This window comes from Streptomyces sp. NPDC001904 (genome assembly GCF_040297005.1).
Taxonomy (GTDB): Bacteria; Actinomycetota; Actinomycetes; order Streptomycetales; family Streptomycetaceae; genus Streptomyces.
Window position 1 is genome coordinate 402,708 of record NZ_JBEOYI010000004.1, and the last position, 13,071, is coordinate 415,778.

General features: G+C 70.5%; 11 protein-coding genes. 10 read left to right on the plus strand and 1 reads right to left on the minus strand.

From position 1 onward, the window contains the following. Positions 1-119: 119 nt before the first annotated feature. From ABT127_RS08980 to rpsD, 4 genes are all read left to right on the plus strand, one after another. The gene (locus tag ABT127_RS08980) at positions 120-767 is read left to right on the plus strand and encodes a vitamin K epoxide reductase family protein (RefSeq protein WP_351446107.1); all 648 of its coding nucleotides are present in this window, start codon (positions 120-122) and stop codon (positions 765-767) included. A gap of 45 nt (positions 768-812) precedes the next feature. After that, positions 813-2,174: a replication-associated recombination protein A gene (locus ABT127_RS08985; RefSeq protein ID WP_351446109.1), complete on the plus strand. Its 1,362-nt coding sequence runs from the start codon at positions 813-815 to the stop codon at positions 2,172-2,174. Between the two features lie 246 nt (positions 2,175-2,420). Continuing rightward, complete coding sequence (locus ABT127_RS08990) at positions 2,421-3,104, plus strand: HNH endonuclease family protein (protein WP_351446111.1); 684 nt, start codon at positions 2,421-2,423, stop codon at positions 3,102-3,104. Positions 3,105-3,445: 341 nt separating this feature from the next. After that, positions 3,446-4,060, plus strand: a complete 615-nt coding sequence (rpsD, locus tag ABT127_RS08995; RefSeq protein WP_018534860.1) for a 30S ribosomal protein S4 — start codon at positions 3,446-3,448, stop codon at positions 4,058-4,060. Between the two features lie 30 nt (positions 4,061-4,090). Here the strand turns inward: rpsD and ABT127_RS09000 are convergent, their stop codons facing one another. Then, complete coding sequence (locus ABT127_RS09000) at positions 4,091-6,301, minus strand: ATP-binding protein (protein WP_351446113.1); 2,211 nt, start codon at positions 6,299-6,301, stop codon at positions 4,091-4,093. 173 nt (positions 6,302-6,474) lie between these two features. Here ABT127_RS09000 and ABT127_RS09005 point away from each other — a divergent pair, with 173 nt between their 5' ends. The 6 genes from ABT127_RS09005 (at position 6,475) to ABT127_RS09030 (ending at position 13,059) form a co-directional block, all read left to right on the plus strand. Continuing rightward, complete coding sequence (locus ABT127_RS09005; RefSeq protein WP_351446115.1) at positions 6,475-6,921, plus strand: DUF948 domain-containing protein; 447 nt, start codon at positions 6,475-6,477, stop codon at positions 6,919-6,921. A 7-nt stretch (positions 6,922-6,928) separates the two neighbouring features. Further along, positions 6,929-7,282 (plus strand): DUF6167 family protein, encoded by a 354-nt coding sequence (locus ABT127_RS09010; RefSeq protein ID WP_351446117.1) that lies wholly within the window; start codon positions 6,929-6,931, stop codon positions 7,280-7,282. Beyond that, complete coding sequence (gene alaS / locus ABT127_RS09015; protein WP_351446119.1) at positions 7,282-9,954, plus strand: alanine--tRNA ligase; 2,673 nt, start codon at positions 7,282-7,284, stop codon at positions 9,952-9,954. The genes ABT127_RS09010 and alaS overlap by 1 nt, the downstream gene beginning before the upstream one ends. Continuing rightward, a complete protein-coding gene (ruvX, locus tag ABT127_RS09020) occupies positions 9,954-10,418 on the plus strand; it encodes a Holliday junction resolvase RuvX (protein ID WP_351446121.1) in 465 nt (154 codons plus the stop codon). The genes alaS and ruvX overlap by 1 nt, the downstream gene beginning before the upstream one ends. A 132-nt stretch (positions 10,419-10,550) precedes the next feature. After that, positions 10,551-12,242, plus strand: coding sequence for an endolytic transglycosylase MltG (mltG, locus tag ABT127_RS09025; RefSeq protein ID WP_351446123.1), 1,692 nt, complete (start codon positions 10,551-10,553; stop codon positions 12,240-12,242). After that, positions 12,220-13,059, plus strand: a complete 840-nt coding sequence (locus ABT127_RS09030) for a shikimate dehydrogenase (protein ID WP_351446124.1) — start codon at positions 12,220-12,222, stop codon at positions 13,057-13,059. Before mltG ends, ABT127_RS09030 begins: the two co-directional genes overlap by 23 nt. The last annotated feature ends 12 nt before the right edge of the window (positions 13,060-13,071 follow it).

Genomic DNA, 13,071 nt, shown 5'->3' on the forward strand with positions numbered 1-13,071 from the left:
CCACGCGTTCCGGGCCCTACGGGAGGACATCCTTATGTCCATCGAACGGTGGACACCCGCACCCGTACGGCAGAATGAGCGTGCCCGCAGGCCTCACCTCTCACATACGGATCGGCGTGATGAGCAAGACGACCACAGCAAGCGACAGCGACAGCGTCTCCCGCGGCATCGACACCGCGGGCGCCCCACGCACGGTCGGCGGCAGTCGTGGGTTCGGACTGCTCCTGGTGATCACGGGAGCGGCCGGGCTGCTCGCCGCCTGGGTCATCACGCTGGACAAGTTCAAGCTGCTGGAGGACCCGAACTTCATCCCGGGCTGCTCCATCAACCCGGTCATCTCCTGCGGCAGCATCATGAAGAGCGACCAGGCGTCGGTCTTCGGCTTCCCCAACCCGATGCTGGGCCTCGCCGCCTACGCCGTCGTGATCTGTGTGGGCATGAGCCTGCTCGCGCGGGCCAGCTTCCCGCGCTGGTACTGGCTGACGTTCAACGTGGGCTGCCTGTTCGGCGTCGGCTTCGTCACCTGGCTGCAGTTCCAGTCCCTGTACCGGATCAACGCGCTGTGCCTGTGGTGCTGCCTGGCCTGGGTCGCCACGATCCTCATGTTCTGGTACGTCACGTCGTCCAACATCCGCAACGACCTCCTGCCGGCCCCGCGCTGGCTGAAGACGTTCTTCGAGGACTTCACGTGGGCGCTGCCCGTCGTGCACATCGGCATCATCGCCGTCCTGATCTTCACGCGCTGGGGCGACAAGCTCTGGGCCTGACGCCTCCCCGCGGGGTTGTCAGTGGGGTGACTTAGGGTTTTGTCCGTGGAACCCGACCTCTTCACCGCCGCAGCCGAAGAACGCCAGGAGAAGGACCCCTCCGCGAGCCCCCTGGCCGTCCGGATGCGCCCGCGCACCCTCGACGAAGTCGTCGGACAGCAGCATCTGCTCAAGCCGGGGTCGCCGCTGCGCCGCCTGGTCGGCGAGGGCGGCGGCGGTCCGGCCGGCGCGTCGTCGGTGATCCTCTGGGGTCCGCCCGGCATCGGCAAGACGACCCTGGCCTACGTCGTCTCCAAGGCGACGAACAAGCGGTTCGTGGAGCTGTCCGCGATCACCGCGGGCGTCAAGGAGGTCCGGGCCGTCATCGAGGGCGCCCGGCGGGCGATGGGCGGCCACGGCAAGGAGACCGTCCTCTTCCTCGACGAGATCCACCGCTTCAGCAAGGCCCAGCAGGACTCGCTGCTGCCCGCGGTGGAGAACCGCTGGGTGACCCTGATCGCGGCGACGACCGAGAACCCGTACTTCTCGGTGATCTCACCGCTGCTCTCGCGCTCCCTCCTCCTCACCCTCGAACCGCTGACCGACGACGATCTGCGCGGGCTGCTCGCGCGGGCGCTGACGGACGAGCGAGGGCTCGGCGGAGCCGTGACCCTGGCCGAGGACGCCGAGGAGCACCTGCTGCGCGTCGCGGGCGGGGACGCCCGGCGGGCGCTCACCGCGCTGGAGGCTGCCGCCGGGGCCGCCCTCGCCAAGAGCGAGGACAGCATCACCCTCGAAAGCGTCGAGGAGACCGTCAATCGCGCGGCGGTGAAGTACGACCGCGACGGCGACCAGCACTACGACGTCGCCAGCGCCCTCATCAAGTCCATCCGCGGCTCGGACGTGGACGCCGCGCTGCACTATCTGGCCCGCATGATCGAGGCCGGCGAGGACCCCCGCTTCATCGCCCGGCGGCTGATGATCTCCGCCAGCGAGGACATCGGTCTCGCCGATCCGACGGCCCTGCCCACGGCGGTCGCCGCCGCGCAGGCCGTCGCCATGATCGGCTTCCCGGAAGCCGCTCTGACGCTGAGCCACGCCACGATCGCGCTGGCGCTGGCCCCGAAGTCGAACGCGGCGACGACCGCGATCGGCGCCGCCATGGAGGACGTCCGCAAGGGTCTCGCCGGCCCGGTCCCGGCCCATCTGCGCGACGGCCACTACAAGGGCGCCGCCAAGCTGGGGCACGCCCAGGGGTACGTGTACCCGCACGACGTCCCCGGCGGTATCGCGGCCCAGCAGTACGCGCCGGACGCCATCGCCGGCCGGCGGTACTACGAGCCCACGCGGTACGGGGCCGAGGCGCGGTACGCCGATGTGGTCGAGCGGGTCCGCGAGCGGTTGCGGGGCGAGTCGGGCACCGGTTGACCCGTTGCCGTCCGGGTTGTTTTTCCGGGTGCCGCTCTCGTCGTGGCTGGTCGCGCAGTTCCCCGCGCCCCTGAGATGCGCACTTCGTGCGCCATCTCATCAAGGGGAGGCTGCGCGGAGCGCATGCCTCAGGGGCGCGGGGAACTGCGCGAGAAGCGGCCACCGGCCCGCAGCCCGCGACGAGGCCGCCACCCGGCAGACGGCGCTCGGCGGGCACTCCGGCCCGCTCCCACCTAGGCTCACCCCATGCGCATCACGGCCGCCGGCGCCACCGCGATCCTGCTGCTCGGCGCCGCCGCATGCGGCACCGGGCAGCAGAAGAACCCGGCACAGGCGGCAGCCCTGAGCCAGGGATTTCCCCCCACCGCGGCGCAGGCCAAGGCCCAGCTCACCACCCTCACCGTCGCCTGGGGCAAGAACTGGCAGACGTACAAGAGGAGCGAGTTCGGCGACGGCTGGAGCGACGACGTGGACGCCCCGGGCGGGCACAACGGCTGCGACACCCGCGACGACGTCCTGCGCCGCGACCTCGCCGACCTGCGCGAGGGCGACCGCAACCGCTGCGTGGTGATCTCCGGCACGCTGCACGACCCGTACACCGGCAAGAACCTGCCCTACTACTACCGCCGGGCCTCCCAGATCCAGACCGACCACGTCGTCGCGCTCGGCGCCGCCTGGCGGGCCGGAGCCTGGGCCTGGACACCGAAGAAGCGGCTCACGTACGCCAACGACCTCGACGTCCTGCTGGCCGCCGACAAGACGGCGAACTACGACAAGAGCAGCAAGACCCCGGACAAGTGGAAGCCCGCGAACAAGGCGTTCTGGTGCGAGTACGGGCGGCGCTGGACCGGGATCAAGACCAAGTACGCGCTGACGGTGACCCCGCCGGAGAAGCAGGCCCTCCAGGACCTGCTGGCAAGCTGCCGCTGAGCCATCCGGTAGACTTCCCCGAAGTGCTGTGTCCTGTGCCCGGTGTCCCGAAAGGGAGACAGGGCGTCACCAGAGCAGGACATCCAGCCGGATCCCCCGAACCGCGAGGCACAGGGGGTCCAGGAGCGTCGCGCACCTTCGAAGGTGTCGCGGGCAGCCCACCACCCTCCCGTACTCCGGGACCAGGTCGGTGGGCCACTCGCGTGCTGCACGTATGTGCCCAGTATCCGGGAGCGGCTGCCCACCCATCCTCGTGATGGACGGGTTTCCCGGGCTGCGGATGCGACCTCCCAAACCCTGGTGAAGCCGTATTCGCATCAGAAACATGAGGTGTTTGGTTCATGGCGAACCAGTCCCGCCCCAAGGTCAAGAAGTCGCGTGCCCTCGGCATCGCGCTGACCCCGAAGGCCGTCAAGTACTTCGAGGCCCGCCCCTACCCGCCGGGCGAGCACGGCCGTGGCCGCAAGCAGAACTCGGACTACAAGGTCCGTCTGCTCGAGAAGCAGCGTCTGCGCGCGCAGTACGACATCAGCGAGAAGCAGATGGCCCGCGCCTACGACCGCGCCAAGAAGGCCGAAGGCAAGACCGGCGAGGCCCTGGTCATCGAGCTGGAGCGCCGTCTCGACGCGCTGCTGCTGCGTTCGGGCATCGCCCGCACGATCTACCAGTCGCGCCAGATGGTCGTCCACGGCCACATCGAGGTCAACGGCCAGAAGGTCGACAAGCCCTCGTTCCGCGTCCGTCCCGACGACGTCGTGATGGTCCGCGAGCGCAGCCGCGAGAAGCCGCTGTTCCAGGTCGCGCGTGAGGGTGGCTTCGCCCCCGAGGGCGAGACCCCGCGTTACCTCCAGGTGAACCTGAAGGCCCTGGCCTTCCGCCTGGACCGGGACCCGAACCGCAAGGAGATCCCCGTGATCTGCGACGAGCAGCTCGTCGTCGAGTACTACGCCCGCTGACCGACCAGCGGACGTAGTCTCACCTGCGTTTCAGCCCGTCGTCTCCCCGCCGTTCGCGGTGGGGGAGGCGGCGGGTTCTCGCTTTTCCGGGGCGAGCGCACGGGCCGGCCGCGGCACCGTCACCGGGGCCGCCGGCGAACTCCCGCCGAGCGCCCGCGCCACCGTCTCGTCGTGGCCCAGCAGCCCGCCCTCGTGCGTCAGTTCCTCGAAACGGGCGTCGCCCAGCGCCTCGCGGGACCGCGCCTCGCACAGCTCGTGCGGCACGTTGTAGTGGCCCGAGCCGAACAGCCGCAGGCCCACCGACGACCACATCCGGCCCGCCGCGCCCTGGAGCACCGCCGCCTCGGCCGCGTCCCCCTCCGCCACCGTGACCAGCGCCAGCAGCTCCACGGCCAGCACCGTGCCGAGCAGATCACGGAACTCGTGGTCGATGGTCAGGCACTCGTCGAGGAGCCGCCGGGCGGCGGCCGGCTCGCCCTCGGTCCACCGCGCGTAGGCGAGCACATAGAGCGCGTACGCCCGGGTCCACCGCTCCCCGTGGTCCTCGCACACCTGCCGAACGTCCTCGCACAGCGCGACGGCCTGGCCCAGCTCGCCCCGGAAGGCCAGCGCCATCGCCAGCTCCACCTGCCCCATCAGCACATTGCTGTTGAGCTCACCGATCTCCCGGTAGCGGGTCAGCGACTCGCGCAGCAGCAGCTCCGCGCGCGACATGTCGTCCGTGACCAGCGCCAGGCAGCCGGTGCGGTGCACGGCGTAGGCGAGCGCCGTCGCGTTGCCCGTGCGCTCCGCCTCGTCGCGGCACTCCTGCAGCGCCGCGAGCGCGGGCACCGTGTCGCCCTGGAGGATCGCCACATAGCCGAGCACCCACAGCGCCTTGAGCCGGGAGTCCGGGTACGCGGACTCGGCGTGCCCGCCGTTCGCCGCGTCCAGCTCGATGCTGTGCTCCAGCCAGTGCCGGCCCTCCGCGAGATGCCCGCAGCCCGCCCAGTAGAACCACAGCGTGCCCGCCAGGTACTGGCCCAGATGGGTCTCGCCCGGCTCGTTCAGACAGAACTCCATGGCCGCGCGCAGATTCGGCAGCTCTCCGTCGATCCGGGCCGCCACCTCGCCCTGCCGCGGGGAGAACCAGTCCAGCTCGCACCAGGTCGCGAGGCCCATGTACCAGTCGCGGTGCCTGCGCCGCATCCGGTGGGTGTCGCCGGCGCCGTCCAGCCACTCGGCGCCGTACGCGCGGACCGTGTCCAGCATCCGGTAGCGCACTCCGGCGGGCGTCTCCTCGCGGGTCACGACGGACTGGCCGATGAGTTCCTGGAGCACGTCCAGGAGCGCGTCCGCGTGCAGCCCGTCGCCGCCGCAGATGTACTCGGCGGCCTCCAGGTCGAACGAGCCGGAGAACACCGAGAGCCGCGCCCACAGCAGCCGCTCCCGCGTCGTGCACAGCTCGTGGCTCCAGCCGATGGCCGTGCGCAGGGTCTGATGACGGGGCGGCGTGTCCCGCCCGCCGCCCGTGAGCAGCCGGAACCGGTCGTCGAGCCGCTCCGCCAGCTGAGCGGGCGACAGCGCCCGCAGCCGCCCCACCGCCAGCTCCACGGCGAGCGGCAGACAGTCCAGGCGGCGGCACACCTCCAGGACGTCGGACCGGTTGCCGTCGTCGAGGCGGAAGCCGGGCAGCAGCTCCGCCGCCCGGTCGGCGAACAGCTCCGCCGCGCCCTCCAGCGGCAGCGGCGCCAGCGGCAGCAGCCGCTCGCCGCCCAGCGCGAGCGGCCTGCGGCCCACCGCGATCACCCGCAGATCCGGCGCCGCGCCCAGCAGATCCCGTACGAGACGGGCGCAGGCGTCGACCAGGTGCTCGAACCCGTCCAGGATCAGGACCAGCGAGCGCTCGGCGAGATGCTCGAGCAGCACCTCGCGCGAGGGCCGGGTGGTGTGGTCGGTGAGGCCCAGGGCCTCGGCGAGCGCGTACTCCACCAGCTCCGGCCGGCGGACCGCCGTCAGCTCCGCCCGCCACACCCCGTCGGTGCACAGCTCCCGCGGGATCCGCGGGGCCGCGTGCGCGGCGAACCGGGACTTGCCGACCCCGCCCGGCCCGGTGACCGTGAGCAGCCGCGCGGCCGTCAGCGCCTCCTGGAGGGCCGCGAGTTCGGCGGTCCGGCCGACGAAACGGTTCACTTCATGGGGGAGGTTGCCGGGGCGCAGGGGACCTGCGGAGGCGGGGTCGGGGCGCGGAGTGCGTGACATAGCACACGGAGCGTACTCATCCGTACTCACTCCGTACAATCGGTTCGATCAAAGTGCGGCGGTACCGAGGGGAATGCGGTGTGGAGCGCGGGGCGGGGCGCGATAGGCTCGGGGGACGACTTTTCGATGTTCAGCAGCGGTGTCAACAGCAGACAACCAGGGAGCGGTGCCAAGTGTCCGGTGGAGAGGTGGCCGGGATCCTGGTGGCCGTCTTCTGGGCGATCCTGGTCTCCTTCCTCGCGGTGGCACTCGCGAGGCTGGCCCAGACGCTCAGGGCGACCACCAAGCTCGTCGCGGACGTGACCGATCAGGCCGTCCCGCTGCTCGCGGACGCCTCCACGGCGGTGCGCTCCGCGCAGACGCAGATCGACCGGGTCGACGCGATCGCCTCGGACGTCCAGGAAGTCACGTCGAACGCGTCGGCGCTGTCCTCCACCGTGGCCTCCACCTTCGGCGGCCCGCTGGTCAAGGTGGCCGCGTTCGGCTACGGGGTGCGCCGGGCCATCAGTGGCCGCGGCAAGGAAGCGCCCGCGAAGCAGACCCGCCGTACCGTGATCGTGAGCCGCGCGATCCCGCAGTCGCGCCGCGCCAAGCGGGCCAACCGGAACAAGAGGGACTGACCAAGCTATGTTCCGCCGTACGTTCTGGTTCACCGCGGGCGCAGCCGCCGGCGTGTGGGCCACCACCAAGGTCAACCGCAAGATCAAGCAGCTGACGCCGGAGAGCCTCGCCGCCCAGGCCGCGAACAAGGCGGTCGAAGCGGGCCACCGGCTCAAGGACTTCGCTCTCGACGTCCGCGACAACATGGCAGAGCGTGAGGCCCAGCTCGGCGACGCGCTGGGCCTGAGCGAGCCGGCCGAGGGCGAACTGCCCCCGCAGCGCCGCTTCGCGGTCGTCGAGAACACCTTCAGCGCCAAGCAACCCAAGCCCATCGAGTACAACGCGCGCAACGCGTACAACAACCGGAATGAGGACCACTGATGGAGTCGGCTGAAATCCGTCGCCGCTGGCTGAGCTTCTTCGAGGAGCGTGGCCACAAGGTCGTGCCCTCGGCGTCGCTCATCGCCGACGACCCGACTCTGCTGCTCGTCCCTGCGGGCATGGTCCCGTTCAAGCCCTACTTCCTGGGCGAGGTCAAGCCGCCCGCGCCGCGCGCCACTTCGGTCCAGAAGTGCGTGCGCACGCCGGACATCGAAGAGGTCGGCAAGACCACCCGGCACGGCACGTTCTTCCAGATGTGCGGCAACTTCTCCTTCGGCGACTACTTCAAGGAAGGCGCCATCAAGTACGCCTGGGAGCTGCTCACCAGCCCCCAGGACAAGGGTGGTTACGGCCTGGAGCCGGAGAAGCTCTGGATCACCGTCTACCTCGACGACGACGAGGCCGAGCGGATCTGGCACGAGGTCGTCGGCGTGCCGAAGGAGCGCATCCAGCGCCTGGGCAAGAAGGACAACTTCTGGTCCATGGGCGTCCCCGGACCCTGCGGCCCGTGCTCCGAGATCAACTACGACCGCGGCCCCGACTTCGGCGAAGAGGGCGGCCCGGCGGTCAACGACGAGCGCTACGTGGAGATCTGGAACCTGGTCTTCATGCAGTTCGAGCGCGGCGCCGGTACCGGCAAGGACGACTTCGAGATCCTCGGTGACCTGCCCTCGCAGAACATCGACACGGGCCTCGGCCTGGAGCGTCTCGCCATGATTCTGCAGGGCGTGCAGAACATGTACGAGACGGACACCCTGCGCGTCGTCATCGACAAGGCCACCGAACTGACCGGTGTCGCCTACGGCGCGAAGCACGACTCGGACGTCTCGCTGCGCGTCGTCGCCGACCACATGCGGACGTCGACGATGCTCATCGGCGACGGCGTCACGCCGGGCAACGAGGGCCGCGGCTACGTGCTGCGCCGCATCATGCGCCGCGCCATCCGCAACATGCGCATCCTCGGCGCCACCGGACCGGTCGTGCAGGAGCTCCTCGACGTCGTGATCAACACGATGGGCGAGCAGTACCCGGAGCTGATCACCGACCGCAAGCGCATCGAGCAGGTCGCGCTCGCCGAGGAGGCCGCGTTCCTCAAGGCCCTCAAGGGCGGCACGAACATCCTGGACACCGCCGTCACCGAGACGAAGGCCGAGGGCTCCACCGTCCTCGCCGGCGACAAGGCGTTCCTGCTCCACGACACGTGGGGCTTCCCGATCGACCTCACCCTGGAGATGGCCGCCGAGCAGGGCCTCTCCGTGGACGAGGACGGCTTCCGCCGCCTGATGAAGGAGCAGCGGGAGCGCGCCAAGGCCGACGCCCAGGCCAAGAAGACCGGCCACGCCAACGTCGGCGCGTACCGCGAGATCGCGGACGCCGCGGGCGCCACCGACTTCATCGGCTACACGTCGACGGACAGCGAGTCGACCGTCGTCGGCCTGCTGGTCAACGGCGTCTCCTCGCCGGCCGCCACCGAGGGCGACGAGGTCGAGGTCGTCCTCGACCGCACCCCCTTCTACGCGGAGGGCGGCGGCCAGATCGGCGACACCGGCCGCATCAAGCTGGACAACGGCGCGATCGTCGAGGTCCGCGACTGCCAGAAGCCGGTCCCGGGCGTCTACGTCCACAAGGGCGTCGTCCAGGTCGGCGAGGTGACCGTCGGCGCTCCGGCCCAGGCGATCATCGACGTGACCCGTCGCCGCGCCATCGCTCGCGCCCACTCCGCCACCCACCTGACCCACCAGGCGCTGCGCGACGCGCTCGGCCCGACGGCCGCCCAGGCCGGTTCGGAGAACCAGCCGGGCCGCTTCCGCTTCGACTTCGGTTCGCCGTCCGCCGTGCCCACGGCCGTGATGACGGACGTCGAGCAGAAGATCAACGAGGTGCTGGCCCGCGAGCTCGACGTGCAGGCCGAGGTCATGTCGATCGACGAGGCGAAGAAGCAGGGCGCCATCGCCGAGTTCGGGGAGAAGTACGGCGAGCGGGTGCGTGTCGTCACCATCGGCGACTTCTCCAAGGAGCTGTGCGGCGGCACCCACGTGCACAACACCGCCCAGCTGGGCCTGGTGAAGCTGCTCGGCGAGTCGTCCATCGGCTCGGGCGTCCGCCGTATCGAGGCGCTGGTCGGCGTCGACGCGTACAACTTCCTGGCCAAGGAGCACACGGTCGTCGCCCAGCTCCAGGAACTGGTCAAGGGCCGCAGCGAGGAACTGCCCGAGAAGATCTCCGCGATGCTCGGCAAGCTGAAGGACGCCGAGAAGGAGATCGAGAAGTTCCGCGCGGAGAAGGTCCTGGCGGCCGCCGGCGGGCTCGTCGACTCCGCCAAGGACGTACGCGGCGTCGCCCTCGTCACCGGTCAGGTGCCCGACGGCACGAGCGCCGACGACCTGCGCAAGCTGGTCCTCGACGTCCGCGGCCGCATCCAGGGCGGCCGCCCCGCGGTCGTCGCGCTGTTCACGACGGTCAACGGCAAGCCGCTGACGGTCATCGCCACGAACGACGCGGCCCGCGACCGCGGCCTCAAGGCCGGCGACCTGGTCCGCACCGCCGCGAAGACCCTCGGTGGCGGTGGCGGCGGCAAGCCGGACGTCGCGCAGGGCGGTGGCCAGAACCCGGCCGCGATCGGCGACGCCATCGACGCCGTCGAGCGCCTCGTCGGGGAGACCGCAAACTGATGCGCAGAGGCCGCCGGCTGGCGATCGACGTCGGGGACGCCCGGATCGGGGTCGCGTCCTGCGACCCCGACGGGATCCTCGCGACTCCGGTGGAGACCGTGCCGGGACGAGACGTCCCGGCCGCCCACCGGCGGTTGAAGCAGCTCGTCGAGGAGTACGAGCCGATCGAGGTGGTCGTCGGACTGCCCCGCTCCCTCAAGGGGGGCGAGGGTCCGGCCGCCGCCAAGGTCCGCGGCTTCGCCCAGGAACTGGCGCGAGGCATCGCACCCGTTCCGGTGAGGCTCCTGGACGAGAGGATGACCACAGTGACGGCCAGTCAGGGCCTGCGCGCCAGCGGCGTAAAGTCCAAAAAGGGCCGTTCTGTCATCGACCAGGCGGCGGCCGTCATCATCCTCCAGCAGGCACTGGAGTCCGAACGGGCGTCAGGAAACGCCCCTGGCGAGGGCGTCGAAGTGGTTGTCTGATCGCGATACGGTAACGTTCCGCGCGATCGGCGGCGTTCGAACAGCTGCCGCACAGCATCAAGAGGCGGAACGGTTGCCCTCCCGATCGGACATCGGGTCCTCCCTCCCCGCCTCGCGGCTTGTAGGGGACCGATGACTGATTATGGCCGGGGCCAAGGCTCCGAACCGTGGCACCCCGCGGACCCGTTGTACGGGGACCAGGGGTGGGAGCAGCAGGCCGGCCACGGCCAGGCTGCCTACGGCGGCCAGGGGAGTTACGACCCGCAGCAGCCGCAGCAGGCCTACGGCGGGGAGTGGGGCCACGGCCAGCAGCAGGGCGGTCACGGCTACGGCCAGGAGCCCGGTTACGGCCAGGACCCCGCCTACGGTCAGGGCTACGGTCAGAACCAGGAGTACGGCCAGGACCCGGGCTACGGACAGCAGGGGTACGGCGGTCAGCAGCAGGGCCAGGGCGGCTGGGACGCCGGCGGCCAGGGCCAGATGCCGTACGGCGTCGACCCCACGGACCCGTACGGAACCGGCCACCAGGCCGCGTACAACGGTGGCGATCAGCCGGACTACTACAGCACCCCCGACGCCTACCCGCCGCCGGAGCCGCCCGGCCGCCGTCGCGCGCCCGAGCCGCAGACCGAGTGGGACGCGGGCCCCGACCAGGGCGAGGACGCGTTCTTCAACGGCGGCGGCGATGACGACGACGAGGGTGACGACCGGGGTGCCCGGCGCGGCGGCCGCAAACCGAAGAAGCGCCGCAGCGGCTGTGCCTGCCTGGTGCTCACGGTGATCTTCGCGGCCGGTGTCGGCGGCGTCGGCTATTTCGGCTACCAGTTCTACCAGGACCGCTTCGGTACGGCGCCGGACTACTCGGGCGACGGCAACGGCGAGACGGTCAGTGTCGTCATCGACAAGGGCTCCGACGGCTACACCATCGGCCAGAAGCTCAAGGCGGCCGGTGTCGTGCAGAGCGTCGACGCCTTCGTCGCGGCCCAGTCCGCGAACCCGCAGGGCAAGACGATCCAGGCGGGCGCCTACATCCTCGAGCGCGAGATGTCGGCGTCGAGCGCGGTCAAGCTGATGCTCAGCCCGAAGAGCAAAGCCAACATGATCGTCTCCGAGGGCATGCGCAACGCCACGGTCTACAAGAAGATCGACAAGAAGCTGGGCGTCGACGCGGGCACCACGGCCAAGGCCGCCAGGAGCGGCTACAAGGACCTCGGCCTGCCGGCCTGGGCGCTCAACCACAAGGACGTGAAGGACCCGCTGGAAGGGTTCCTGTATCCGTCCAGCTACGCGGTCGCCAAGGGCATGAAGCCCGAGGACGTGCTGAAGCAGATGGTCGAGCGGGCCGACGAGAAGTACAAGCGGCTCGACCTGGAGGGCCAGGCCAAGAAGCTGAACCTCGACGGTCCGTGGCAGCTGCTCACCGTCGCCAGCCTCGTGAACGCCGAGGGCAAGACCCACGACGACTTCCGCAAGATGGCCGAGGTCGTCTACAACCGGCTCAAGCCCGGCAACATGGAGACGGTCGGCAAGCTCCAGTTCGACTCGACGTACAACTACGCCAAGGGTCAGAGCAAGATCGACATCGGCGAGTCCGAGATCAACACCGACTCGGACCCGTACAACACCTACTACCACAAGGGTCTGCCGCCCGGCCCGATCGGCAACCCCGGTGACGAGGCGCTGGCCGCCACGCTCAATCCGACCACCGACGGCTGGCTGTACTTCGTGGCGACGGACGGCATGCACAAGACCGAGTTCGCCAAGACCAACGCAGAGTTCGAGAAGCTGAAGGACAAGTTCAATGCCAGCCAGCAGGGCAACTGACGCACGCAGGGCGGCAGTTCTCGGTTCCCCGATCGCCCACTCGCTCTCGCCTCAGCTGCACACCGCGGCGTACCGGGCCCTCGGCCTGGACGGCTGGACGTACGACCGGTTCGACGTCGACGAGGCGGCGCTGCCCGGGTTCTTCAGGAGCCTCGGCGCCGAGGAGTGGGCCGGGCTCTCGCTGACGATGCCGCTGAAGCGGGCGGTGATGCCGCTGCTCGACGGGATCACCGACACCGCGGCGTCGGTCGAGGCGGTGAACACCGTCGTCTTCCACGCCGACGGACGGCGGACCGGCGACAACACCGACATCCCCGGGCTCGTCGCCGCGCTGCACGAACAGGGCGTCGAGAAGATCGGGTCCGCCGCGATCCTCGGCGCGGGCGCCACCGCCTCCTCGGCGCTCGCCGCGCTGGCCCGGATCTGCACGGGCGAGGTCGTCGTCCATGTCCGCAGCCGGCAGCGGGCCGACGAGATGCGCGGCTGGGGCGAGCGGCTCGGCGTCCCCGTGCGCATCGCCGCCTGGGACGACGCGGCCCGCGCCTTCGAGGCGCCGCTGGTCATAGCGACGACGCCCAAGGGCAGCACCGACCACCTGGTCGACGCGGTGCCCGCGCGCGTGGGCACGCTGTTCGACGTGATCTACGACCCGTGGCCGACACCCCTCGCGGCGGCCTGGCAGCAGCGCGGCGGGCCCGTGCTCAGCGGCCTCGACCTGCTCGTGCACCAGGCCGTCTTCCAGTTCGAACAGTTCACCGGCGACACCCGCCCGGTGCTGGGCGCGATGCGTGCGGCGGCGCTGGGCTCGCTGGGCTGATCCCTCCGCGTG